Below are 24,984 nucleotides of genomic sequence, written 5' to 3'. Positions count from 1 at the left end.
GGAGCGCTCTATGAGTCAGAAAAATTTTGTTGAGCTGCGCAACGTCACCAAGCGATTCGGCAGCAACATGGTTATCGACAATATCAACCTCACCATCCCTCAGGGGCAAATGGTGACGCTGCTCGGCCCTTCCGGCTGCGGCAAGACCACCATCCTGCGCCTGGTGGCCGGGCTGGAAAAACCGAGCGAAGGGCAGATTTACATCGACGGTGAAGACGTCACCCATCGCTCCATTCAGCAGCGCGATATCTGTATGGTGTTTCAGTCGTACGCCCTGTTCCCGCATATGTCGCTGGGGGATAACGTCGGCTACGGCCTGAAAATGCTTGGCGTGCCGCGCGGCGACGTGAAAGCGCGAGTGAAAGAGGCGCTGGCGATGGTCGATCTGGAAGGATTCGAAGACCGCTATGTCGATCAGATCTCCGGCGGCCAGCAGCAGCGCGTGGCGCTGGCGCGCGCCCTGATCCTCAAGCCGAAGGTGCTGCTGTTTGACGAGCCGTTGAGTAACCTCGACGCCAACCTGCGGCGCAGCATGCGCGATAAGATCCGCGAACTGCAAAAGCAGTTTGATATCACCTCGCTGTACGTGACCCACGATCAGAGCGAAGCCTTTGCGGTTTCCGATACCGTGCTGGTGATGAACAAGGGGCATATCATGCAGATCGGCTCGCCGCAGGAGCTTTACCGCCAGCCCGCGTCGCGATTTATGGCGAGCTTTATGGGCGACGCCAACCTGTTCCCGGCCGCCTTCAGCGAGGATTTTGTCGATATTTATGGCTATCGGCTGCCGAGGCCGCCGCATTTTGCCGCCCACGGCGAGGGCAGCGTCGGCGTGCGCCCGGAGGCGATCACCCTGAGCGATCGCGGCGAGGAGAGCCAGCGCTGCACGATCCGCCACGTGGCCTATATGGGGCCGCAGTATGAGGTGACGGTAGAGTGGCACGGGCAGGAGATCTTATTGCAGGTTAACGCCACCCGTCTGCAGCCGGACGTCGGCGAGCACTATTATCTCGAAATCCATCCGTACGGGATGTTTGTGTTAGCGGATGCCGGGTGATTGAGGCCGGGTAGCGCTCACGCTTAGCCGGCCTACGGTTCGTGCAGGTTGTAGGCCGGGTAAGGCATCAGCCGCCACCCGGCACAAACTCAACGCTGCGCGTTCAATTCGGCAATATCCTTCGGCGTCGTGCGGCAGCAGCCGCCAATCAGCTTCGCTCCCGCCGCCAGCCACTGGGGTAAATATCCCGCCAGCGTTGCACAGGCTTCGCCGTGGTGATGCCAGGTTTTGGAGACCGGGTCATAGTGCTCGCCGGAATTAGGATAAACCACCAGCGGCAGCGCCGTCAGGCTATGCAGATGCGCCAGCGCGGCGGTGGTGTTCTCCAGCGCGATACAGTTAATTCCCAGCGCCACCACCTGCGGATAGTTTGCCAGCACACCAATTACTTCCCGCAGCGGCGTGCCGTCGCTGAGGTGCTGCGCATCGCGCAGGGTAAACGAGAACCACGCGCGCGCGCGCGGATACGCGGTCAGCAGCTCCGCCAGCGCTTTAATCTCGGCGAAGTTGGGTAGGGTTTCGCAGGCCAGCAGATCGGCCCCGGCGTCGAGCAGCGCTTCCACGCGCGGACGATGAAACGCCTGAAATTCTTCATGGCTGCGGAGATAATCGCCGCGATACTCCGAGCCGTCCGCCAGGTAGGCGCCGTACGGCCCGACCGAACCGGCAACCAGCAGCGCGCCCGCCTGCGGGTTTTCCGCCAGGTACGCCTCCCGCGCCTTGCGGGCCAGCTCGACGCTTTTGCCGATCAGCGCTTTCGACTGCGCTTCATCCAGCCCGCGGGCGGCAAAGCCCGCCGGCGTCGCCTGATAGCTGGCGGTGATCGCCACCTGCGCGCCGGCGCGGAAATAGTCGAGGTGAACTTCGCGGATAAGCTCCGGGTTGTCGACCAGCACTTTCGCCGACCACAGGCTGTCGGCAAGATTACAGCCGCGCGCTTCCAGCTCCGTCGCCATCGCGCCGTCCAGCAGGATAAAGGGCCTTGCGTCAAGGAGGGCGGTTAACGGATTATTCTGCGACATGTTGAGGCTCCTGGGTGAGTTTCCGTGAACGAGTCAGATAATACGCACCATAACACAGGGCCACGAACGGGATCCCGCACCACAGCGCAATCCTCTGACTCGGGTCAAACGCCAGACCCACGCAGGCCACCAGGCAAAGGACAAATCCCAGCGCCGGCACCAGCGGATACCACGGCGCGCGGTAGTGCAGTTCGCTTAGCGCCTTCCCCTGCTGCAGATGACGGCGGCGGAACATAAAGTGCGAGGCGCAGATGCTCAGCCATACCGCCACCACCGCAAAGCCGGAAATCGCCGACAGCGCGACAAACACCGTATCCGGGGCCACGACGCTGGAGAACAGCGCCAGCACGCCGCCGAGCATGCTCACCGAAATCGCCGTCAGCGGCACGCCGTTCCTGGTCAATTTGGTAAAACAGGCCGGCAGCGTGTTTTCATTGGAGAGCGACCACAGCATCCGCCCGGAGGCGTAGAGGCCGGAGTTGGCCGCCGACAGAATCGCCGTCAGGATCACGAAGTTAAAAATATCCGCCGCGTAAGGAATGCCGACCTTTTCGAACACCAGCACAAACGGGCTCTTCTCTACCCCCGCCTGCTGCATCGGGATCAGCGCCGCCAGCACGAAGACGGTGCCGATAAAAAAGATAATCAGCCGGGCGATGGTGGTGCGAATGGCCACCGGAATGACTTTATGCGGATTTTCCGTTTCCCCGGCCGCAATGCCGATAAGCTCGGTGCCGGAGAAAGCGAAGTTGACCGCCACCATGGTCATCAGGATCGGCAGACCGCCGTGCGGGAACCAGCCTTCGGCGGTGATATTGCGCAGCCCCGGCGCCGGCGAGCCATCCTGCATCGGAATAATGCCAAAGATCGCCGCCCCGCCGAGAATGATAAAGGCAATAATGGTGATCACTTTCACCAGCGAGAACCAGAATTCACCTTCGGCAAAGAAGCGGGTAGAGATAACGTTGAGGGCGAAAATCACCGCGCAGAACACCACGCACCAGACCCATACCGGCACCTGCGGGAACCAGTACTGCATGCAGAATCCGGCGGCGGTGAAGCTGGAGCCAAGCGCCACGGTCCAGGTCAGCCAGTAGAGCCAGGCCACGGTATAGCCGGTCGCCGGGCCGAGATAGCGTGCGGCGTAGACGTGAAACGCCCCGGTTTCCGGCATCGCCACCGAGAGTTCGCCCAGACACTGCATCACCAGCCAGACCACCAGCGCGCCGATCAGATAGGCCAGCAGCGTGCCCGCCGCTCCGGTGGTGGAGATGATATAGCCGGTATTAAAGAATAACCCTGTGCCAATAACGCCACCCAGCGACAGCATGATCAGGTGGCGGGTCTTCATGGTGCGCTTAAGCTGCCCACCTTGTTGTTGTGTTGTTTGCATTTGACCCCATGGGCGTATAGACATCTAAACATCCAGATAAGAGATTCCTTATACCCCGCCTGTCGCCAAATTGCAAAGCCGCCGGGCCTGTCATCTATGCATTCGCCCAAATCATCATCGCCACTTATGGGCAGAATAACGACAAAAGAGAAACCGTGATCGCCGCACTCAATAAATCAAAACACTGGTGATAATTTTACAAAACAATAAACCAGAAAAGGATAATGCCATGATACCCCGCGCTTTGCCTCTGTGGGCCGCCGCTGCCGCCGTCGGCCTTCTACCGCTGCACGCCGCTCAGGCCGCGAGTTCCGTGAAGTTTCCCGATAAAGTCTGTGATATCACCCACTACGGCGCAGAGGGCCACCGGCTGCAAATCGCGCTCAACACCGATGCCATTCAAAAAGCGATTGATGACTGCGCTGCCGCCGGAGGGGGAACGGTGCGGGTGCCGAAAGGCAATTTCCTGACCAACCCGCTGTTTCTGAAAAACAATATTCAGCTTAAGCTGGAGAAAGACGCCACCCTGGTGGCCTCAACCGAAGAGGCCGCCTATCGCGGCGATGATAAAACCCGATACGCCGAAGCGGAGAACGGCTGGCTGCCGTTTATCAGCATCGCCGACGCGCAAAACGTGGCCATCGTCGGTGAAGGCACTATCGACGGCCAGGGCGCAGTATGGTGGGAGCGCTGGCGGGAAAATATCCGCGCCACCGGCAAGAAAGGCGGTACCGACCGGCCGCGGCTGATTTATATCACCCGCGCCAGCAACGTGCTTATTGACGGCGTGACCCTCACCCATTCACCCAGCTTCCACGTCGTCACCCGCTACGCGCACGATGTCGATATCAACGGCACGCGTATTCTTTCACCGTGGCATGCGCCAAACACCGACGCCATCGACCCTATCGATAGCCAGAATATCCGTATTACCAACAACTATATCGACTGTAACGACGACCATATTGCCATCAAGGCGGAGAAAGCCGACCCGCGCTTCCCGGACGGCGTGGTGGATAACATCTATATCGCCAACAACACTCTGAAGCAGGGGCGCGGGATCTCCATCGGCAGCGAGAGCGCAGGCGGCGTGAATAACGTGCGGGTGGAAAACAATACCTTCGAAGGTTCGATGTACGGCATTCGGATTAAAAGCCCGCGCGGCAAAGGCGGCGAGGTAAAAAATATCGTCTACCGCAACACCAGAATGCATAACGTTGAGGTGCCGCTGGTGTTCTCCGCTTATTACAAAGCCGCGCCGATTGTGCAGGCCGAGGTCGATAAGCTGCTGCAGGCGGGCGGCTTTACCCTCGGCGAACAGATCTATCCGCCGGACAGCGACCCGAAACAGCCCTTCGACAAATACAAGACCCCGCACTTCAGCAATATCACCGTTGAGAATTTAACCTCCACCGGCGACAGCAAAGCGGCGGCCTATATTATCGGTACCCCGGAAGCGCCGCTCAGCGGTTTCCATTTTAGCAACGTCAATATTGAAGCCGACCGCGGCCTGCGCATTCGCAACGCCGAGCTGGAGAGTAAAGGACTTAACCTGCAGGTGAAAGCAGGCCCGGTAATTCAAAAAGACGCTGGCGCCATCGTGCACCAGTAACGCCACATTTGCGGGCAGCTGCACCACGGCGACTCTCCCGCCGGGCGCGGTCTGCCCTTTTATCGATCGTCGTTGGCTTAGAGCCTATCCCAACAGGCGTAATCGTTGCAGACAGTTTGCACACGGACAGCGCGCAAGAACCAGAACGTACACGTAGTACGTGAGGACTCTGAGCACTGCCCAGGGCCAAACTGGCAAATAATATAGCCCTAATGGGATAGGTTCTTAAACCGCCGCGTTTATCAGCGGTATGCCCTGGCATTCTCTTTGCAACTCTCCCGATATCTTTATCTGGCGAGGCAACGAACATGACAGAGCAAACCACAACGCTAAAAAGAACGCTCGGCAGTTTCCGCTTATGGGGGATCGCCGTTGGGCTGGTTATTTCCGGGGAGTATTTCGGCTGGAGCTACGGCTGGTCCCAGGCCGGGACGCTGGGCTTTATGATCGTCGCGCTGGCCATCGCCGCGATGTACTGCGCCTTTATTTTTAGCTTTACCGAGCTGACCACCGCCATTCCGCATGCGGGCGGGCCATTTGCCTACGCCTACCGCGCCTTTGGCCCGACCGGCGGATTTATCGCCGGCTTCGCGACCCTGATTGAATTCGTCTTCGCCCCGCCCGCCATCGCCATGGCCATCGGCGCCTACCTTAACGTGCAGTTTCCGGCGCTCGACCCCAAATGGGTAGCCTGCGGCGCCTATATTATCTTTATGACGCTGAATATTCTCGGCGTGGGCATTGCCGCCACCTTTGAGCTGGTGGTGACGTTATTAGCGATCTTCGAGCTGCTGGTATTTATGGGCGTGGTCGCGCCGGGCTTCTCGTGGAGCCACTTTACCGCTAACGGCTGGGCGGGCGCGGAGAGCTTCAGCGGCCTGGCGCTGCCGGGCATGTTTGCCGCCATCCCGTTTGCTATCTGGTTTTTTCTGGCGATTGAAGGCGCATCGATGGCCGCCGAAGAGGCTAAAGATCCGCAGCGCACCATTCCCCGGGCGCTGGGCGGCGGCATTCTGACCCTGACCGTACTGGCGATTGGCGTGATGATCTTTGCCGGCGGCGTGGGCGACTGGCGAACCCTGGCCAATATTAACGACCCGCTGCCGCAGGCGATGAAAATGGTGGTCGGCAACAGCAGCGGCTGGCTGCATATGCTGGTGTGGCTGGGGCTGTTCGGCCTGGTGGCGTCGTTCCACGGCATTATCATGGGCTACTCGCGACAGATTTACTCGCTGGCGCGCGCGGGCTATCTCCCCGCCAGCCTGGCAACGCTGAACCGCCGCACCCGCACGCCGCATCTGGCGATCCTCGCCGGCGGCGTGGTCGGCATCGCCGCCATTTTCTCCGATTCGCTGATCACTATTAGCGGGATGCCGCTGACCGCCTGTATCGTCACGATGTCGGTATTTGGCGCTATTGTTATGTATATCACCTCGATGGCGGCGCTGTTTAAACTGCGCCGCAGCGAGCCGAAGCTGATTCGACCGTTCCGCGCGCCGCTCTATCCATGGGCGCCGGCCTTCGCCCTGGCGATGGCGGTACTCTGCCTGGTGGCGATGGTCTGGTACAACCCGCTGCTGGCGCTGATTTTCGCCGCCATGATGCTCGGCGGCTATCTGTGGTTTCGCAAGACCGCAGCGGCCCGCCAGCGCGCGGCGGTGGATCCGCAGCTGCGTACGGTCTCCTGAGGAGGCGACACATGTATAAAACTACGCTATCGGGCCAGGTATGGCGCTTTGATAGTCTGAAAACGCTGATGGCGAAAGCCTCTCCCGCGCGTTCCGGCGACGCGCTGGCGGGGGTTATCGCCGGATCCGCCGAAGAGCGGATGGCGGCAAAAATGGCGCTGGCGGAGGTTCCGCTCACCGAGATTCTCGATAATCCGCTGATCCCCTACGAGCAGGATGAGGTGACCCGGCTGATCCTCGATACCCATGACGCCCGGGGCTTCGCGGCGATTCGTCATCTGACGGTCGGCGATTTTCGCGACTGGCTGCTCGACGACGCCACCGACGAAGCGGCGCTGCGCCAGGTCGCCCGCGCGATAACCCCGGAGATGGCCGCCGCGGTCAGCAAGCTGATGCGCAATCAGGATCTGATCCTCGCCGCCAGCAAATGCCGGGTGGTGACCCGTTTTCGCAACACTATCGGCCTGCCGGGGCGCCTGAGCGTGCGCCTGCAGCCCAATCACCCGACCGATGATATGAAAGGCATCGCCGCCAGCATGCTCGACGGCCTGCTGTACGGCGCCGGGGACGCGGTGATCGGCATTAACCCGGCCAGCGACAGCCTGCCGGTGCTGGCGCAGCTTAACCATATGCTCGACGATATTATTCAGCGCTTCGCCATCCCCACCCAGTCGTGTATTTTGACCCACGTCACCAACACCCTGCAGCTGATTGAGCGCGGCGCGCCGGTGGATCTGGTGTTCCAGTCGGTGGCCGGTACCGAAGCCGCCAACAGCGGTTTCGGCATTAATCTGGCGCTGCTGCAGGAGGCCAGAGAAGCGGCGCTTAGCCTGAACCGCGGCACGCTGGGCAACAACGTGATGTATTTTGAAACCGGCCAGGGCAGCTGCCTTTCCGCCAACGCCCACCACGGCGTTGATCAGCAGACCTGCGAAGCCCGCGCCTACGCCGTCGCCCGCCATTTCGAGCCGCTGCTGGTCAATACGGTGGTGGGCTTTATCGGCCCGGAGTATCTGTACGATGGTAAGCAGATTATCCGCGCCGGGCTGGAAGATCATTTCTGCGGCAAGCTGATGGGGCTGCCTATCGGCTGCGACGTTTGCTACACCAATCACGCCGAAGCGGATCAGGACGATATGGATACCCTGCTGACGCTGCTGTGCGCCGCCGGACTGACCTTTTTGATCGGCGTGCCGGGGGCTGACGATATTATGCTCAACTACCAAAGCACCTCGTTCCACGATGCCCTTTACGCCCGCCGTCTGCTGGGTTTGCAACATGCGCCTGAGTTCGCCGACTGGCTAACGAAGATGCAGATTATTGACCGCCACGGCGCGCTGCGTCTGACCGATGCCCGCCATCCGCTGCTTTCCGTCCTGCCGCAAGGAGAACCGGTATGAACCCTCCCGACGCCTGGAACCCGCTGCGCGAATTTACCGATGCGCGGATTGCGCTGGGCCGCAGCGGCGCCAGCCTGCCAACCCGCGAAGTGCTGAATTTCGGCCTCGCCCACGCCCGGGCGCGCGACGCTATCCACCAGCCTTTCGCCAGCGACCAGTTAGTCCAGCCGCTGGCGGAGCTGGGGCTGTCGACGCTGACCGTGCGTAGCGCCGCCAGCGATCGCCATATTTATCTGAATCGCCCGGATCTCGGGCGACAGCTGAACGAGGAGAGCCGCGCCGACCTCGCCGCCAGCGGCGCACGCCCCGCCGACCTGCTGCTGGTGATTGGCGACGGGCTATCGTCGTACGCCGTGCAGCGCCAGGCGGTGCCGCTGATCCGCGCTCTGCTGCCGTACCTGAAAACCCTCGAGCTGAGCCTCGCCCCGGTGGTGCTGGCGCACCAGTCGCGGGTCGCGCTCGGCGATGATATAGGCGAAACGCTGAAGGCCAGAGCGGTGGCAATATTAATTGGCGAAAGGCCCGGGCTCTCCTCGCCGGACAGCCTCGGGGTGTATTTAACCTGGCAGCCGCATCGCCAGCGGCTGGAGTCGGAGCGCAACTGTATTTCTAATATTCGTCCGGAAGGGCTGAGCTTTGATGCCGCCGCTTTTAAGCTGGCCTGGCTGCTGGAGCAGGCCTTTTTGCGGCGGCTTACCGGGGTGCGCCTGAAAGATGAAAGCGATAATCCGGCACTGCATGGAAAAATAAAACCTTTGAGCCAATTAAAATAATAAGTCACGCGAGCAGCAGAATAGATTTTTAATATTATCGGGCGCACCTGAATATTATATTCTGGCGCGCGCTAAAATTGCGGGTTTTCCAGGCCGGGTAAGGCGTCAGCCGCCACCCGGCAAAATGCGTTCAGCGTACCCAAAACAGGGTTGTCATCAGCCTTATGCCCTTTCCTGCAGGTAATAAGAATATTGCATGAGTAAAAATGAAACGGACGTTGTAAGGTAATTCTGCGCATTAAATATATCTCGTTATCTATTCAACATAACAGCCAATAATTCGCCGGGTACGCTGGCGAATTATTTTTCAATGTTATGCAGTCATTGATGGTTAAAGATAAATAATCGACCGACGGTGAGGTAGCAATGAACAAGTTTTCCGGGAAAGCGTCTTTAATGGCCACGCTGGTTGCCGCGTGGGTCGGTGCCAGCAGCGCGCAGGCGGCTGAAATTAAAATCGGCGTGGTATTGCCGCTGAGCGGCGCGCTGAGCGGCTACGGTCAGCCTTCGCAAAAAGGGCTGGATATTATCCAGAGCATTACGCCGACGTTAAAAAACGGCGACACCGTGAAGCTTATCGTGATTGACGATAAGAGCGACAAGGTCGAAGCCGCTAACGCCATGCAGCGCCTGGTCTCCAGCGATAAAGTCGACGCGGTGATCGGCGAAGTCACCTCCTCCAATACCCTGGCGATGACCAAAATCGCCGACGACAGCAAAACGCCGCTGGTCTCCTCAACCGCCACCAACGACCGCGTCACCCGCAACCATCCTTACGTCAGCCGGGTCTGCTTCTCCGACAGCTTCCAGGGCGTGGTCGGCGCTAACCTCGCCTCGCGCGATCTGAAGGCCAAAACCGCCGCCATCGTCTTCGACAGCAGCAACGACTACTCCGTCGGCCTGGCGAAGGCCTTCCGCACGCAGTTCCTGAAAAACGGCGGCACCATACCTATCGAAGTTCAGGCCCCTGGCGGCAGCAAAGACTTTAAGGCCCAGTTGGCCAGCGTGAAGGCGAAGAACGTCGACATGATTTATATGCCGATTTACTACACCGAAGGGGCGCTCATCGCCGTACAGGCTAAACAGCTGGGGCTGAGCAAACCGGTGGTCGGCGGCGACGGACTGGCGGCGGATCAGGTCTTTTTTGACGTTGGTAAAGACGCGGTCAACGGCTATATGACCACCGACTACTACTCGCCGAACGCCAAAGAGCAAACGCCGGCGGGCGAGGTGTTTATCAAAGCCTGGGAAGCCAAATACCAGCAGCCGACCCATACCTGGGGCGCAATGGCGGCGGACGCTTATAACGTCATTATCAACGCCATGAACCAGTGCAGCGACCCGCACGACCGGGTTTGCGTTAACGAAAAAATTCGCGCCACTAAGGACTTCCAGGGCGTGACCGGCACGCTGACGTTACAAAACGGCGACGCTATCCGCAGCGCGGTCATCAACGAAGTGAAGGATGGCAAGCTGGCGTTTCGTACCGTGGTTAATCCTTAAGGTTTTATAAGGGATATCAGATGGATGGTGCCATTTTTCTCCAGCAAGTGGTCAATGGAATGAGCCTTGGGGGCATGTACGCCCTGATTGCCATCGGTTATACGATGGTTTATGGGGTGCTGCGCCTGATCAACTTCGCCCATGCGGACGTGATGATGGTCGGGGCGTTTACCACCCTGTTTTTGTTTTCTTCCATTGGGCTACCCTTCGGGGTAGCCGTTTTCCTGACCCTCGCGCTGTGCGGCCTGTTCGGGATGCTGATCGACCGGGTAGCCTATCGCCCGCTGCGCCAGGCCTCCAAAATCTCAATGCTGATCACCGCCATCGGCGTCAGCTTCTTCCTCGAAAACCTGTTCAACGTGCTGTTTGGCGGCAGCTCGCGCTTCTTTTCCGCACCGGACTTTTTCAATAACACCCGCGCCTTTGGCGACGTGATTATCACCAACGTGGCGTGGATCGTGCCGCTGATTACCGTCCTGCTGCTGCTGGCGATCCTCTGGCTGCTGTACCGTACCCGCTACGGGATGGCGATCCGCGCGGTGGCCTTCGACGTCAATACCGTGCGCCTGATGGGCATCGACGCCAACCGCATTATCTCACTGGTGTTCGCCCTCGGCAGCAGCCTCGCGGCGCTGGGCGGGGTGTTCTACTCCATCAGCTACCCCACCATCGACCCGCTGATGGGGGTACTGATTGGCCTGAAGGCGTTCGCCGCCGCGGTACTCGGCGGGATCGGCAGCGTCACCGGCGCGGTACTCGGCGGCTTTATTCTCGGCTTTACCGAAGTGGTGGCGGTCGCCCTCTTTCCCGAGCTGGGCGGCTACAAAGACGCCTTTGCCTTTATGTTCTTGATTCTGGTCCTCTTGTTCCGCCCGGTTGGCATTATGGGCGATGAACGTCTGGAAAGGAGCCGTTTCTGATGCTCAACGCTACGACTACCGCCGGGGCGCAGCTGCGCAACCTGGTCATTATTGTTCTCTGCGTCGCGCTGCTGGCCGGGATCAACGTCGTCTTCAACGACTACATTATTCGCGTCATCAGCACTATTTTTGTCTTTATGATCCTCGCGGTCAGCTACAACCTGATCAACGGCGTGACCGGGCAGCTGTCGCTGGAGCCCAACGGCTTTGTGGCGGTCGGCGCTTACGTCACCGCCCTGCTGATCCTCTCCAGCGACAGCAAGCTGGATATGTTTGAGATGGCCGCGCCCAGCCCGTGGATCCTCGTGCTGCACGCCGGTTTCCTGCCCGCCTTGCTGATTAGCGGCCTGTGCGCGGCGGCGCTGGCGGTGTGCCTGGCCCTGCCGGTCTTCCGCGTGCGCGGCGACTACCTGGCGATTGTGACCCTCGGCTTCGGCTTTATCATTAAAATCCTCGCTATCAACAACCCGCAGATCACCAACGGCGCGATTGGCCTCAACGACATCCCGCAGCAGCCGCACCTGCTGTTCTGGTGCGGACTGTTCGCCCTGCTGGCGACCGGGATGATTCTGCAGCTGGTGTGGTCGAAGTACGGGCGAATGATGAAGGCGGTGCGCGACGACGAAGACGCCGCTATCGCCATGGGGGTGAACACGTTTCGCATTAAAACCTGCGCCTTCGCCACCAGCGCCTTCTTCGAAGGGATCGGCGGCGGCCTGCTGGCCTCGCTGCTGACCACCATCTCGCCGGGCCTGTTCGACTTTATGCTCACCTTCCAACTGCTGATTATTATCGTGCTCGGCGGCCTGGGCAGCACTACCGGCGCGCTGCTCGGCACCGTGCTGGTGGTCGGCAGCGGCGAGTGGCTGCGCTTTCTCGACCAGCCGCTCCAGTTCTTCGGTCACGATCTGGGCGCGTATCCGGGGCTGCGAATGGTGGTGTTCTCGCTGCTGCTGCTGATCATCATGCTGTTCGCCCGCGAAGGTCTGCTGGGCAAAAAAGAGATTTGGCAAGTGGGCAAAAGGGGCCGCGGCTATGGCGCAAAATAAGGTCATTTTAGAGGTACAGGACGTGACCATGCAGTTCGGCGGCCTGCGGGCCATCGACAGCGTCAGTTTCCACGTCGACGAGGCGGAAATTTTTGGCCTGATTGGCCCTAACGGCGCGGGCAAAACCACGATGTTTAACGTGATTACCGCCAACTATAAACCGACCAGCGGCAGCGTGACCCTGGCGGGAAAATCGCTAAAAGGGCTGAAGCCGAACCGGGTGGTCAACGCCGGGATCGCCCGCACCTTTCAGAATATCCGCCTGTTTAACTCGATGACGGTATTAGAAAACGTGATGGTCGGCCTCGACAGCGCCAGCCGCTATTCGCTGCTGGAAGCGGCGCTGCATATTGGCCGCTACTTCCCCGCCGAGCGGGCGGCAAAGGCCAAAGCGATGGCGATTCTGGACGATATCGGCATCGCCCATTTCGCCGACGTGCAGGCCACCAACCTCAGCTACGGCAACCAGCGCAAGGTGGAGATCGCCCGCGCGCTGGCGACGTCGCCAAAATTACTGCTGCTCGACGAACCCGCCGCCGGAATGAACCCGAAAGAAACGGAAGAGCTGGCGGATCTGATCTTCCGCATGCGCAACGACTACCGGCTCAGCGTGCTGCTGATCGAGCACGATATGCCGTTCGTCAACAAGCTGTGCGAGCGGGTGATGGTGCTGGAGTACGGCAAACCGCTGTTCAGCGGCCTGATGTCCGAAGCCATTCAGGATCCGGACGTGATTTCCGCCTACCTGGGGGACGTTCGTTATGCTTAGCGCGCGCGAGTTAAAAGTGTTTTACGGCGTGATTCAGGGGCTGAAAGGGGTGGACATTGATATTCACGACCGGGAGATTGTGACCCTTATCGGCAGTAACGGCGCGGGGAAAACCTCCACCCTCAACGGGATCGTCAACCTGGTGCGTTCCACCGGGCGGGTCAATTTTCTCAACGAGGATATTTCCCGCAGCCAGACGCATCAGATTGTGCGTAAGGGGCTGGCGCTGGTGCCCGAGGGGCGACGCATCTTCACCAACCTGACCATCGAAGAAAACCTGCGCATGGGGGCCTACAACAACCTCGCCGGCTTTCCCCGCCTGCGCGATCGCATGTACAGTCTGTTTCCCCGGCTGAAAGAGCGGCGTACCCAGATGGCGGGGACCATGAGCGGCGGCGAGCAGCAGATGCTGGCGATCGCCAGAGCGTTGATGAGCGAGCCGGTACTGCTGATGCTCGATGAGCCAAGCCTCGGACTGGCGCCGAAAATTGTCGGTGAGCTGTTCGCAACGATTAAGCAGCTGCGGGAGGAGAATATTACCGTGCTGCTGGTGGAGCAAAACGCCACGGCGGCGTTGACCATCGCCGATCGCGCCTATGTGCTGGAGAATGGGAAGATTATGCTCTCTGGCCCGGCGGCGGAGGTGCTGGCGAATCCGGAGATTAAGCGGATGTATCTTGGGGGATAAAGCTGTTCAGGGCTGCGGCATCGCTTCCTGCGTCGCCGCAACCGCAAACAGCCTCGCGCTACACAAAGCACACCTCGTTCCAGTAGGCTTCACGCGTCCTGCGCCGCTCAGTATGTTTTATCATGGCGAAACCACCTTGTTTCTACGTTGCCAAGCTCAATTCCGTAGAGACTGGCGACCGGTAATATCGCCTCCATAATGCGTTGGGTATCCTGCTGCCCGGCTTCTCCGCCAGATCCAGATAAAGAAGCCAGCCAGCCCGTTATGCGTTGCCACAGCGCCACTTTCATTTTTCTCCTCCGTCGGGAAGCGTTTTTGCCTCGGTCTATTTCAACCACAGTTGACGGCGGGCAGGAAATATCAATTCCGGATTTGTAATTCTGTGGGATGCATATTAAGGGGGAGAGGATCTTCCCGGAGGCGGTGCTGCGCACCTGTCCGGGCTACTTTCCCCAGTTTGGTAGCCCCATGCGGGTAAACAATATCCACAGTTTTGTTAAGTTCTTTTTCGTTATAGATAAGAACTTTTTCTTCTTTGCCGCCGACGGGCGATTTGTGGGAGCGTGATAAACACAAAACAAAACAGGGATTCAGGGGAAAACTATGCGCATTGCAAAAACAAAAATCGCGCTGGCGCTGGGCATGCTGGTGCTCGCCGCGCAGGCTCAGGCCGATCAATTAGCCGATATCAAAGCCGCCGGGGTGGTCAAAGTCGCCACCTTCGACGCCAACCCGCCGTTCGGCTCGGTAGACCCAAAAACGCATAAAATCGTCGGCTACGACGTGGACTTCGCCGAAGCGCTGGCGAAATCTCTCGGCGTTAAGCTGGAGCTGGTCGCCACCAACCCGGCCAACCGTATTCCGCTGCTGCAGTCCGGTAAGGCCGACCTGATCGTCGCCGATATCACCATCACCCCGGAGCGCGCCCAGGTGATTGATTTCTCAACGCCTTACTTCGTGACCGGCCAGCAGTTCCTCGTCCCGGCGAAATCCCCGGATAAGCTTGATGATTACAGCAAAGCGCGCATCGGCGCGGTAAAAGGCACTACCGGCGAACAGGCGCTGCATCAGCGTTTCCCGCAATCGCGCGTACTCTCTTATGACGACATTCCGCTGGCGCTGACCGCCCTGCGCAACGGCAACGTGCAGGCCATTACCCAGGACAGCACCATCCTCGCCGGACTGCTGGCGGAAGCGCCCGACAAGGCCAACTTCAAAATCATCCCCGACCTGCTGAGTAAAGAAGAGATTGGCGTCGGCGTGAAGAAAGGCGAACCGACCCTGCTGAAAGCGGTAAATGACGAGCTGGTCAAGCTGGAAAAATCCGGTGAAGCGGCAAAAATTTACGACGTCTGGTTTGGCCCGAGCACCAAAACCCCGCAGCCGCGCGCCTTTACTATCGAAGCTAAATAAGCAGAAAAAGATTATGTTATCGGCTCTATTTTCACGCTCCGCGGCATCGTCCGCGGATTTTTCGCATCTGCAGCGCGCCAGCATTGAGTTCCGCGATGTCGCCAAAAGCTACGGCGATCATCGGGTGCTGAACGGCGTAAATTTACAGGTTGAACCCGGCGAAGTGGTGGCGATCCTCGGCCCTTCGGGATCGGGCAAATCCACCCTGATCCGCCTGATCAACCAGCTGGAATCCCTCAGCGGCGGCGAGATTTTGATCGACGGTAAACCGACGCGCCAGCTTACCGGCAGCGCCCTGCGCCAGCTGCGCAGCCGGGTCGGCTTCGTCTTTCAGCAGTTTAATCTCTACGCCCACCTGACGGCGCAGGAGAATATCACCCTCGCGCTGGAACGCGTCCACGGCTGGGGCAAAAGCGCCGCCCGCGAGCGCTCGCTGGCGCTGCTCAGCCAGGTTGGCCTCGCGGATAAAGCCGGGCAGATGCCCGCCCAGCTCTCCGGCGGCCAGCAGCAGCGGGTGGCGATCGCCCGCGCCCTCGCCTCCTCGCCGCAGATTATTCTGTTTGATGAACCTACGTCGGCGCTGGACCCAGAGATGATCGGCGAAGTGCTGCAGGTGATGAAAACCCTCGCCCACAGCGGGATCACCATGGTGGTCGTGACCCACGAAATGCAGTTCGCCCGCGAAATTGCCGATCGGGTGGTGTTTATCGACGGCGGCGATATTCTCGAAGTCGCGCCGCCGGCCGAGTTTTTCGCCCGACCGCAGCACGCCCGCACCCGCCGTTTCCTGCAGAAGGTGCTCGACCCGCTGCACCAGGAGAGTGAGGCGTGATCCCGCATCTTGACTGGCATGGCGTGCTGAGCGGGCAGCCGCTGCAGTGGATAATCTCCGGCTTTCTCACCACCGTCTGGGTGAGCGTCGCCGGGATGATTCTGGCGACCGTGCTGGCTATCCTGCTGCTGGCGCTGCGTCTCGGCGGCGGCCGGCCCGGACGCTGGCTGGTGGCGGCCTGGGTATCGCTGTTCCGCAATACGCCGCTGCTGGTGCAGCTGCTGTTCTGGTATTTTGCCGCCTGGAATCTGCTGCCGCTGGGGGCGCGCGATTTTATTAACGACGACCACAGCTGGTCGATTCTGCCGGGCAACGTCTGGTGGCTGACGCCGGAGTTTCTCTGCTCCATGTGGGGGCTTGGGGTCTTTACTTCGGCGTTTCTGATCGAAGAGATCGCCTCCGGGCTGCGCGCCGTTAGCCACGGTCAGCGGGAAGCGGCGCTGTCGCAGGGGTTTACCCCCTGGCAGGAACTGCGCCACATTCTGCTGCCGCAGGGGCTGGCAAACGCCTGGCAGCCGATTATCGGCCAGTATCTGAATCTGATGAAGCTCTCTTCGCTGGCGAGCGGCATCGGCTTCGCCGAACTCACCTACCAGGTACGGCAAATCGAGAGCTACAACGCGCATGCGCTGGAGGCGTTTGCCGTCGGCACCGCGCTGTATCTGGCGCTTGGGGTGGTGATGGGCGTGGCGCTGACGCGTCTCGGCCCGGGAAGAAATCAGCAAAGGAGAGCCGGGTATGAACGCTAATCTGGCGGTGATCGTTGATAACCTCGATTATCTGCTGTGGGGACGGCTGGCGGACGGTATTCCCGGCGGCGTGGTGCTGACGCTGCTGATGGCGATCGGCGCCGCCGCGCTGGCTTTGCCGGGCGGGGTCCTGCTGGCGGGGATCGCCTGGCGCTACGACGGGATCGTGCGGCGGCTGCTCTTCCTGTGGGCGGAGGTTATTCGCGGCATCCCGCTGATCTTCGTGATTTTCTGGCTGTGGTATCTGCTGCCCATGCTCACCGGCAGCGATCTGCCGGGCGCGGTCACCGTCACGGTGGCACTGGCGTGGTTTACCGCCGCGTCGGTGATGCATTCGGTGCTGGCGGGCCTGCAATCGCTTCCCGGCGGGCAATACGAAGCGGCGCTGACCCAGGGTTTTACCCCCGGACAGACGCTGCGCCTGATCCTGCTGCCGCAGGCCCTGCGTAACGTTCAGCCCTCGCTGGTAGGAATATTGATCGGCCTGCTCAAAGACACGTCGCTGGCGTTTATCGTCAACGTACCGGAATTGACCACCGTTGCCGGCCAGGTCAATAACCGAGTGCAGATATACCCTCTGGCGATATTTGTCTTTACCGGCGCGGTTTATTATCTACTGTGCTGCGGCCTGAGCCTGCTGGCGAACCGTCGCTATGCCGGTCGTGCGGCTTAGCGACGAAGTGCGAAAAAAGCTGCCCGGTTACTTAACCGGGCAGTCTTTGGTCATCTTAATAAATTTATCGTTATAGATTATGTAGTGGTTCCCTGGTTGGCGCAGCGAAGCCTGGCGAACAACGTCCCCGGGCCGTAAATACCATGCGTCTCCTTCCTCTTCCGTCGTATCACACCCGGGCTTGATCAGCAGCTTAAACCAGGTATTCCCGGTATTGCTGACGGTACCCGCCGCACGATCGTAGGCCCACTTGAACTGCACCTCGCGCGGGCGAACAACGAGAATTGTGTCCATCACTACCACCGGATCCATACTCACTTCCGTCCCGCTTTGATTACGCATCACGTAATTGCGGGTGGGTATTTCACGGAACGACACCCGGTAATAGCGCTCACGGTTATCTTTCGGGCCGTGGTAGTAAAACTTAAAATATTCGCTCTCCCCCGCCTGAAGGGTGAGCTGGCGCGGGGCAAACAACAGCTCGCCGTCCGCCGGACGGGAGCGCACCTCTTTGCCGCCGGGGCGGTCGATAGCGACAATAGAGACCCGATACAATCTGGCGCTTTTATTGTTATTAATCACCCGTTTAGACGCAAAATCATCTTCCGCCGCCATCGAGAAAGTTAAATTACCGACCGAGATGGCCTGCGCCGCGGTCACCAGTCCGAGCGACAGCAGGCAGATAAGCATCCGCAGCAAATTAGTTAATGTTACGCCACGTCGCCTGAACATGAATTTCTCCTGAAGCACTCACTTCACCAAACCAGCCGTTATCTTCCACCGTGCGCAACGATATCGGGTTATCCATCGGAATGGAAAACTTCACCGTCGTTTTGTCCATCTGCCCAACGTCGCCGGAAATATCCGTCCACGGCGTGGTTAACCACAGGGCATCGGTCATATCATGCCAGGTATCATCACATCCGGCGTCATACGTTTTGATAGCCCCGGTCTGGGTGGTAAACGCCAGGGTCGCCGGGAACGGCACTCTCGACGTACCGTCCGGTGAAGTGAAAATACAGTATGAACGTCCGCCGATCGCCTGCGTTGGTCCCTTCACTTTGATAAGCACTTCATCGGCGGCGGTCTTACCGCTGGTGGTGACAATATAGCCGAAGTCCAGCGACGGTTCGCCGCTACCCACGTAGCCCTCACGCGTCGGCGTTGAGATATACTCATCGGAAATAATGCTGATGCTGAAGTCACGCGGTTTAATGATCAGCGTGTTGGACGTCGAAAACTCATACCACCCTGACTCCGGCGAGGTGGTGTTATAGAAACGGAAATTAAACAGGTCCTTAGTGTTCACGTCGCTGATGCCCAGCGTCACCATCTGCTTAAAAAAGTTGCTTGAGAAGAAAACATACACTGAATCTGATGATTTCATCTCGTTAAACGTATAGTACTGAGCGATGCCGCTTACCGGCTTCCATGAGTTACCGTCGAGGCTGAACTGCATATCGTAGCTTCCCACCGCGGAAGCCAGCGCCGAGTTGCTGATAGCCGGGAAAATATGAATTGAGGTATTACTCAGGCCATTATGCTGCAAATTGTAGTTCACCATTTTGCAGCTCAGACCGGAACGCGTGCCAATCGTCTGCGTGCGGCAGTCGGCGTTGCCTTCACCCAGCGTCGGAACCCCGTCGCTGTTGATAAAGACTTCCGCCAGCGCATGGGTATTAATTAACCGCAGATTGGCCGCTTTAGTATGGGTGACATTACGTACGTACCAGTAACCTGAGGCCTGGTCTTTGCAGCGTGCGCCGCTGCTGGCGTCATAGCTCACCGACGTCATGCAGGAGTTGATGGTCATTGAGAAGCTGCTGCCCACCGACATCTGCTGCAGATACTGGTAGAAAGAGTCGGACATCATGCCGTGCATCCACTTTTGCCCGCCGGGTGTTACCGTTGCGCCGTAGAAGCCGCTGGCATCGCTGGTTTGCGGCTGGATCAGGCTGGTCGCCATATCGCAGCCCGCATACCAGTTGATGCAGCGCAGGCCGCTCAAAGGATGGGAAGCCGGCGAGTTATCCAGCCACATATCGAAGAACCAGTTAGCGTACAGGCCGGTGTTATAGCCATTGTCGATATAGCCGAGGCTCTGCTGATAAATGGTGCCCGAGCCGTTATATTTCAGCCCGGTCCAGCGGTTAGCCCCGGTCATCCGCGGGTCCAGCGCGCCGCCTGGGGTGACGAAGAAGTTATCGTCCGAGTTGTTTTCCACAAAAACAAACTGCATGGCCGCCGCATCGGGCCAGGTGGTTTTGTTTACCGCAGCGTTGACCCGCGTCACGCACAGCGCCGCCGTTAACATGACTAAACATGCCAGCCATTTAGCTTTCATTACCTTCTCCTGTCTGCTGCACGCGGGCATAAGTGGAGAGGCCGCTGCAGACCACATCGCCCACCCACACCGCGCCGCGCGCCTGGCTCAGCTCCAGCGCCACTTCGCAGCTCTGGTTTTTACCGTAACTGAAATCGATGGTGGGATACTTTTTATCCACGTCCATCACAAACTCACCGTTCTCATCGGTGCGGGTACGACCGATGTGGTTATTAATCCGCGCGTTGGCCAGCAGCGTGCCGTCTTCCGCGCGAATCCGCCCGGAGACCGTGACCATCTGCTTCACTTCCGGCTCAATCACCGCCACGTTCCCCGGATAAAGGGTCAGTTGGCTCTTGCGCCCGGTCACGATGTCGTAGCTATCGAGCGAATTTTTGCTGTTCTGCAGCTCCACTTCATAGCGGTTGTACGGCGACAGCGGCAGGTAATTACGGTTGCCGGAGAGCTGCACAATACGGCCGTTCACCTTAGCGCTCAGCTTGCCGTCGTCTTCAAGACCGGTTTTGAAAATCACCCCGGCATTACCGTCGGTGCGGCCGCTGGCGGCGATATTTTTCCCCTGCCAGCCCACGCTGCCGTTGGCAGTCAGGTTGGTATTCACATAGCCATCCACGCCGCTATTCACATTCAGCGTACCGGTGGAGTAGCGGGTATCAAACTGGGCATACGCGCCGCCGCTGAGGGTTTTGTCATCGCCGGTGTCGCCGGAAATCGCCCGTGAAACGTTGGCGCCGATGGTGCGAATGCTGCCTTCATCAAACTGTTTACGCGCCGACAGGTTGGCCATGGTGTAGCCGTTCTGGTGCGTCATGCCGGCGCTGAACCAGTTGCCGAGCGGCAGCGAGAAGTCGAGCGCAATATATTTCCCGGTACTGGCGCTGCTGTCGCCGTTATTAAAGCGCTGCAGGCCCGCGCGCAGGCCCAGCGATCCCCACGAGCCGGTATAAAGCGTCTGATAGTAGTCCGCCGTGTAGTAGTGGCTGTTATAGCGGCGGTCGTCGTTATAGCTGATGCTGAACGTGCCCAGCTTTGACCATAATGAATTGAGATTCAGCGTGCCGCCGATAGCCCGGTTATCGGCATTGCTGCGGCGTATTCTGTCGCCAATCTGCGTTTTTTCCTGGTTGACCCATACCGAGCTGAAGCCGCCGGGGAGCGTGGCGCTGATGCTGCCGATGCTGCTCCAGGAGCTGTCGCTGGCCAGCATATTCTGCAGATTCACGCTAATGGATTCGGTCAGCGGCAGCGTCAGGCGCGTCTCGGCAACGGCGTTGTTGTCATAGCCGTAGCCGGTCGCCGCCCAGCTTAAGGTGCTGAGCGACCCGGAGGCCGAGGCGCCCGCCAGCCAGCTGTCTTTTGCCGGCAGCGTCTTTTTACCGCTTTCGGACCAGCGGTCCATATGGAAGCTGCCGCCCCAGAACTGCCAGGCCAGCGGCGCGCCGGCGCCGCGTCCGCGGCTGAACAATTTATTGACCCGCTGGGTACGCTTGCTGACCACCCGGCCGTTCACAATCACTTCAACATCGACATCATAAATCCCATACGGCAGGCCGCGGGTGTCCACTTCGTGGTTACCCATGGCAAAGTTCTGCACGCTCATCAGGCGCCCGTCGCGGGTCAGATGGACCTCCCCGGCGGCGGGTAAAAAGGCGACCACCGGCGTGGCCGACTGGCTGTTATCGAATACCGTCGAACTGGCCTGGTTGCCCCAGGAAGCGCCGTAGATCTTCCCCGCCGAAACGGCGGTCATCGGGCCAAGGGACTGTAGATTCCAGGTATCCAGCATCCCGCCCGCAAAACGGTGACCGGCAAAGTCGCGCTCATACATCGCTTTATAGACTTCGCTGTCCTGATTGCCGGAGCCAATACCGTACAGCGAGCCGTCGAGCACCAGGTGGTGCTCGCGCAGCGCGGTGACGTTGTTCAACGACAGATAGCTGGAGGTATTATTGCCGCCGTTGCGCATCTGGTTGTTATAGACCCCGAGGTTATAGTTCAGGGTGCTGCTGAGGGTGTTGACGCTGGACTGGCCGATATCTTCGCTGCGCGAACGCAGCACCGTACCCAGCGCCTCCTTCTTCACCACCAGCTGCAGCAGCAGCTGGCGCAGGCTGAGCTGTAGCTGCGCATCATCTGTGAGGCTAATATTGAGTTCTTTGCTGAAAGCTTCATTGGCCAGCGCGGTGAGCTGTTTGCGGGTCTGTTCGCTGACGGTGGCGTTATTATCGTTTTCTTCCAGCTGAATTTGCCGTACGCGCAACACGCCGTTATCCAGCCAGATAAAGGCATTGCCGATCCGCTGATCGTCCTGGGTACCGGTGCTGCCTTTAAGGTGAATAAACAGAGGAATGCTCATTCCGTCCTGCAGCGCCTGGCTGAAGGCCTGGGGGATAATCACGCCGCCGATTTGCTGTACTTTGTCGGAGGCGGCAGTGACGCTAAATGGAACCAGCAAGATGACCATGCCGGAGGCAAAGAGTGTTTTTAATCCTGGAGCGATCCCTGGTTGAGCCATAATGTTGATCCGTCATAAGAAATGTCTATTTCACGGGAACAAACTGCTCGCCCTGCCAGAGCGCGACCCGTCCTTTTTTGTCCGCAACGTTCACGCGCGTGAAGCGACGCTCTTTACCCGGCATCAGGAAGTAATTTTCCTTGCACTCTTTACCGTCAGCCGGCTTCAGACACGGGCCGTAGGCAAGAATGCGCAACGTCGCGTTACCGGTATTGACCAGCGTGCCGTTGGCGTACTGATAGCGGAAGTTTGCTTTTCTTGGCGCCACCACCAGGATAGTGCCGATGCGTGCCGAGGCCGTGGCGACCGCGCTGCGGGTCGAGCCATTGCGCTGGGCATCGCTGAGCGCCTGATCGAACCAGACGATACGGTAATAGCGCTCTTTATCGTCCGCCGGGCCTTTGTAGAAAAAGCGGATCACGTCGCTGGCTTTCGCGGGCAGCAGCAGACTGGCCGGGGTCAGTAAAATCTCGTCCTGCTTATCCATCGGGATGACCTTGCCGCCATCCAGCGGCGAAGAGAGGCGTTCCATATGGATGTTAATTAAGCGACCGCTGTCGGTCGTGTTCTTGATCTCTTTACTCAGCGTGCTGCTTTCGCTGTTCATAAATGAAGAGATATCGCCCACATCCAGCGCCAGGGCTGGCGTCATTGTGCTGAGCAACAGGCTGATGGCCAGAATGTGTTTTTTCATATGAATTCAGTCCGTGAAATAAGGCAGGGGGAATACCCCCTGCCTGGTGCTACGAGAGGATCAGCTGGTCCAGGTCGCGTCGAACTGTACGCTGACGTCACCGCTCCAGATACCTTCCGGCAGGGCGCTGTAGTCAGTGACAGCCGTAGAGCCATTGGTCGTGCCGCTGATGATGGAGAACGTGAAGCCGTCCTGAGCGGTAGTACGACCCGCAACGTTATAGCCGTTAGACAGCGCGCTGAGGTTGCCGCCCAGGATGCCCGCCGCGGTGTCGATCATGGTGGTGTCAGCCGTTTTTTCGACCGCAGCGCCGTTGTAGTCAACGCCCACGCTCAGGGTGGAACCAGAGGTATCCAGCTGAGTCAGGGTGTTGGTGATCAGACGAGAGGTCAGTTTGAATGCGGTCGCGGTGGCGTCACCTTCGATAGCCACATCAAACAGGCCTTTCTGTGAGTTAAAGCCTTTAATCCCTTCGGCATACTGGAAAGCCAGGCTGCCCAGCGGAGTCACCACCAGCTTGCTGGTAGTGTCTTTTTTGGCGGTTGCGGACCAGGTAGCGACTGCCTGAGCAGTAACGTCAGCTGCCTGAGCGACACCCATACCGGCAAACGCGGTTACCAGAGCAATTGCAAGAACCTTTTTTTTCATAGCTTTTTCATCCTGAGTTTATTAAGGGACCTGATGTCCCACGTCTGTGTGCATTTCCCGCCATAGTTCAGGCCGCATAATGTTTATTGCGGCGAAAATTATTTTGGGGTTACGACCTGGTGCACAATTTTAAAATTAACGTCTATTACTAATTACAGCGCGAGCTTATATATCTTTGAATACAGTTTCGCCTCGGCATTTCGCCGATGGGTATAAACCGTTTTCACACTACAATTTTCAATTTTGGCGATAGATTTTGGATGCATTCCCTGCGCCGTCATACGAATTATCTTCATTTCCCTGTTGGTAATTTTGTCTTTCTTTATATCTTTGCGTAGAAAACGACCATTAATAACGTATGCCAGCTCCTGACGAATATCTTTCGTTAAGTCGACATAAACCACGCCACGAATAGAGCCATTGTAATACCAGTAATTGGCCAGCGCTTCCGAGCGCCTTGCGGCAATTAATACAATTTGTTTGCCTTTCATTTCAGCCAGCCACTCATTATCGCGGCGGATAAAATAGTTCAGCGAACTGGCGCTAAGATTAATAAATACAAATTCCCGGCGTACCTTTTCAAGTGACAGGTAAATTAAGTTATCGATATCAATAATTAGCTCAGCGAGTCCTTTAAGAAAATAACTGTCATGCGCTGGCCAAATGCACTGATCCAAAGAGTATTTATAATCCATATAAAGTTAAACCCCATAGTCCTGGAAATCTTGAACGTATCACAACACTGCTGATAGCCCAGGCCTGCAAAGTCTAAGTCAGCAAATTCCCTCTTTAATATATTCAACCCAAAACTCAAAATAGTATTGCTTGAGACAAAGAACGCTAAATGACTTGCTTGTTTCTTGTGTTATCAAATTTAGGATTTTTCGCTATGTGTGTCAATAAGTGCTCTGAGGGCTAATTACCGAACAGGTCAATTTAAGCCAAAACAATAAAAATAAGAATATTGAGTTAAAAACAAAAAGCATTTATTTTCATAGGGTTATTGTGACTGCGTACGGGGATTCTTAAGTGAATATTATATGTTCCAGGATCTTAGCCATTATCAGTTAAGACTATTCTTAATGAGGGTTTCATTCGAAAATGCAAAAAAGTCAAACAAAGTCAAAAAATAAGAATATAATGCCAATAATCAACACAAAGTCAGTGGTTAATTCCATTAACTGGCGTAAATAATGAAATTACACGCCGCACAAAAGGCCTGGTCGCCGACTAAAAATTTAT

The 24,984-nt window shown here is 58.0% G+C and carries 24 protein-coding genes; 14 read left to right on the top strand and 10 right to left on the bottom strand.

The features are described 5' to 3' along the window. Positions 1–10 precede the first annotated feature (10 nt). Positions 11–1,057 carry a ferric ABC transporter ATP-binding protein gene (gene fbpC, locus BWI76_RS06035; protein WP_004133729.1) on the top strand — a complete coding sequence of 349 codons (1,047 nt, stop codon included), beginning with the start codon at positions 11–13 and terminating at the stop codon, positions 1,055–1,057. A gap of 89 nt (positions 1,058–1,146) precedes the next feature. On the opposite strand, the gene mmuM is transcribed toward fbpC, so the two are convergent. Together mmuM and mmuP are read right to left on the bottom strand one after the other, a co-directional pair. Then, positions 1,147–2,079, bottom strand: a complete 933-nt coding sequence (gene mmuM / locus BWI76_RS06030; RefSeq protein WP_004133731.1) for a homocysteine S-methyltransferase — start codon at positions 2,077–2,079, stop codon at positions 1,147–1,149. Continuing rightward, a complete protein-coding gene (gene mmuP / locus BWI76_RS06025) occupies positions 2,066–3,472 on the bottom strand; it encodes an S-methylmethionine permease (RefSeq protein WP_024359090.1) in 1,407 nt (468 codons plus the stop codon). The genes mmuM and mmuP overlap by 14 nt, the downstream gene beginning before the upstream one ends. A gap of 229 nt (positions 3,473–3,701) precedes the next feature. On the opposite strand from mmuP, the gene BWI76_RS06020 reads away from it, so the two are divergent. The 4 genes from BWI76_RS06020 to eutC all read left to right on the top strand — a co-directional run bounded on the left by BWI76_RS06020 (position 3,702) and on the right by eutC (position 8,945). Continuing rightward, positions 3,702–5,084, top strand: coding sequence for a glycoside hydrolase family 28 protein (locus BWI76_RS06020; RefSeq protein WP_004133734.1), 1,383 nt, complete (start codon positions 3,702–3,704; stop codon positions 5,082–5,084). Between the two features lie 308 nt (positions 5,085–5,392). Then, positions 5,393–6,772 (top strand): ethanolamine permease, encoded by a 1,380-nt coding sequence (gene eat, locus BWI76_RS06010; RefSeq protein WP_004133736.1) that lies wholly within the window; start codon positions 5,393–5,395, stop codon positions 6,770–6,772. A gap of 11 nt (positions 6,773–6,783) precedes the next feature. Then, a complete protein-coding gene (locus BWI76_RS06005) occupies positions 6,784–8,172 on the top strand; it encodes an ethanolamine ammonia-lyase subunit EutB (protein WP_004133738.1) in 1,389 nt (462 codons plus the stop codon). Further along, positions 8,169–8,945 carry an ethanolamine ammonia-lyase subunit EutC gene (gene eutC, locus BWI76_RS06000; protein ID WP_004133740.1) on the top strand — a complete coding sequence of 259 codons (777 nt, stop codon included), beginning with the start codon at positions 8,169–8,171 and terminating at the stop codon, positions 8,943–8,945. Before BWI76_RS06005 ends, eutC begins: the two co-directional genes overlap by 4 nt. A 260-nt stretch (positions 8,946–9,205) precedes the next feature. On the opposite strand, the gene BWI76_RS28285 is transcribed toward eutC, so the two are convergent. Further along, positions 9,206–9,349 (bottom strand): hypothetical protein, encoded by a 144-nt coding sequence (locus tag BWI76_RS28285; RefSeq protein ID WP_162685300.1) that lies wholly within the window; start codon positions 9,347–9,349, stop codon positions 9,206–9,208. Between BWI76_RS28285 and BWI76_RS05995 the strand changes: the two genes are divergently transcribed. From BWI76_RS05995 to BWI76_RS05975, 5 genes are read left to right on the top strand one after another with little or no spacing between them, the layout of a single operon-like run. Continuing rightward, complete coding sequence (locus tag BWI76_RS05995; protein WP_024359092.1) at positions 9,342–10,448, top strand: ABC transporter substrate-binding protein; 1,107 nt, start codon at positions 9,342–9,344, stop codon at positions 10,446–10,448. The genes BWI76_RS28285 and BWI76_RS05995 overlap by 8 nt on opposite strands. 20 nt (positions 10,449–10,468) lie before the next feature. Further along, positions 10,469–11,368, top strand: a complete 900-nt coding sequence (locus tag BWI76_RS05990) for a branched-chain amino acid ABC transporter permease (RefSeq protein ID WP_004129493.1) — start codon at positions 10,469–10,471, stop codon at positions 11,366–11,368. After that, positions 11,368–12,417 carry a branched-chain amino acid ABC transporter permease gene (locus BWI76_RS05985; RefSeq protein ID WP_004133743.1) on the top strand — a complete coding sequence of 350 codons (1,050 nt, stop codon included), beginning with the start codon at positions 11,368–11,370 and terminating at the stop codon, positions 12,415–12,417. The genes BWI76_RS05990 and BWI76_RS05985 overlap by 1 nt, the downstream gene beginning before the upstream one ends. Next, the gene (locus BWI76_RS05980; protein ID WP_004133745.1) at positions 12,404–13,186 is read left to right on the top strand and encodes an ABC transporter ATP-binding protein; all 783 of its coding nucleotides are present in this window, start codon (positions 12,404–12,406) and stop codon (positions 13,184–13,186) included. Before BWI76_RS05985 ends, BWI76_RS05980 begins: the two co-directional genes overlap by 14 nt. Next, on the top strand, positions 13,179–13,874 hold the full coding sequence (locus BWI76_RS05975) for an ABC transporter ATP-binding protein (RefSeq protein WP_004129484.1): 696 nt from the start codon (positions 13,179–13,181) through the stop codon (positions 13,872–13,874). Before BWI76_RS05980 ends, BWI76_RS05975 begins: the two co-directional genes overlap by 8 nt. Positions 13,875–13,981: 107 nt before the next feature. Here BWI76_RS05975 and BWI76_RS05970 read toward each other — a convergent pair whose 3' ends face one another. Continuing rightward, positions 13,982–14,164: a hypothetical protein gene (locus BWI76_RS05970; protein WP_004129481.1), complete on the bottom strand. Its 183-nt coding sequence runs from the start codon at positions 14,162–14,164 to the stop codon at positions 13,982–13,984. A gap of 313 nt (positions 14,165–14,477) precedes the next feature. Between BWI76_RS05970 and BWI76_RS05960 the strand changes: the two genes are divergently transcribed. The 4 genes from BWI76_RS05960 to BWI76_RS05945 are packed head-to-tail and all read left to right on the top strand — an operon-like array spanning position 14,478 to position 17,541. Beyond that, entirely contained in the window at positions 14,478–15,287 is an 810-nt protein-coding gene (locus BWI76_RS05960) for an ABC transporter substrate-binding protein (protein ID WP_004133747.1), read from the top strand. A gap of 13 nt (positions 15,288–15,300) precedes the next feature. Continuing rightward, a complete protein-coding gene (locus BWI76_RS05955; RefSeq protein WP_004133749.1) occupies positions 15,301–16,119 on the top strand; it encodes an amino acid ABC transporter ATP-binding protein in 819 nt (272 codons plus the stop codon). Then, positions 16,116–16,868, top strand: a complete 753-nt coding sequence (locus BWI76_RS05950; RefSeq protein WP_004133751.1) for an amino acid ABC transporter permease — start codon at positions 16,116–16,118, stop codon at positions 16,866–16,868. Before BWI76_RS05955 ends, BWI76_RS05950 begins: the two co-directional genes overlap by 4 nt. Further along, entirely contained in the window at positions 16,858–17,541 is a 684-nt protein-coding gene (locus BWI76_RS05945) for an amino acid ABC transporter permease (protein ID WP_049087351.1), read from the top strand. The genes BWI76_RS05950 and BWI76_RS05945 overlap by 11 nt, the downstream gene beginning before the upstream one ends. Before the next feature lie 27 nt (positions 17,542–17,568). On the opposite strand, the gene BWI76_RS05940 is transcribed toward BWI76_RS05945, so the two are convergent. The 6 genes from BWI76_RS05940 to ecpR all read right to left on the bottom strand — a co-directional run bounded on the left by BWI76_RS05940 (position 17,569) and on the right by ecpR (position 24,437). Then, complete coding sequence (locus tag BWI76_RS05940; protein ID WP_064371482.1) at positions 17,569–18,273, bottom strand: fimbria/pilus periplasmic chaperone; 705 nt, start codon at positions 18,271–18,273, stop codon at positions 17,569–17,571. Continuing rightward, positions 18,242–19,855: a fimbrial adhesin EcpD gene (gene ecpD / locus BWI76_RS05935; RefSeq protein ID WP_223226924.1), complete on the bottom strand. Its 1,614-nt coding sequence runs from the start codon at positions 19,853–19,855 to the stop codon at positions 18,242–18,244. Before ecpD ends, BWI76_RS05940 begins: the two co-directional genes overlap by 32 nt. Positions 19,856–19,874: 19 nt before the next feature. Continuing rightward, positions 19,875–22,400 (bottom strand): fimbrial biogenesis outer membrane usher protein, encoded by a 2,526-nt coding sequence (locus BWI76_RS05930; protein WP_024359098.1) that lies wholly within the window; start codon positions 22,398–22,400, stop codon positions 19,875–19,877. A 25-nt stretch (positions 22,401–22,425) separates the two neighbouring features. Beyond that, positions 22,426–23,094, bottom strand: a complete 669-nt coding sequence (locus tag BWI76_RS05925) for a hypothetical protein (RefSeq protein ID WP_004133761.1) — start codon at positions 23,092–23,094, stop codon at positions 22,426–22,428. Between the two features lie 60 nt (positions 23,095–23,154). Beyond that, positions 23,155–23,742, bottom strand: coding sequence for a common pilus major fimbrillin subunit EcpA (gene ecpA / locus BWI76_RS05920; protein ID WP_004133763.1), 588 nt, complete (start codon positions 23,740–23,742; stop codon positions 23,155–23,157). A gap of 152 nt (positions 23,743–23,894) precedes the next feature. Further along, a complete protein-coding gene (ecpR, locus tag BWI76_RS05915; protein WP_004133765.1) occupies positions 23,895–24,437 on the bottom strand; it encodes an ECP biosynthesis operon DNA-binding transcriptional regulator EcpR in 543 nt (180 codons plus the stop codon). Between the last annotated feature and the right edge of the window lie 547 nt (positions 24,438–24,984).

The sequence above is a fragment of the Klebsiella sp. M5al genome (genome assembly GCF_002090195.1).
GTDB classification, from domain to species: Bacteria; Pseudomonadota; Gammaproteobacteria; order Enterobacterales; family Enterobacteriaceae; genus Klebsiella; species Klebsiella grimontii.
The sequence above is the reverse complement of the archived record's forward strand: the minus strand, read 5'-3'. Positions and strand labels throughout refer to the sequence as shown.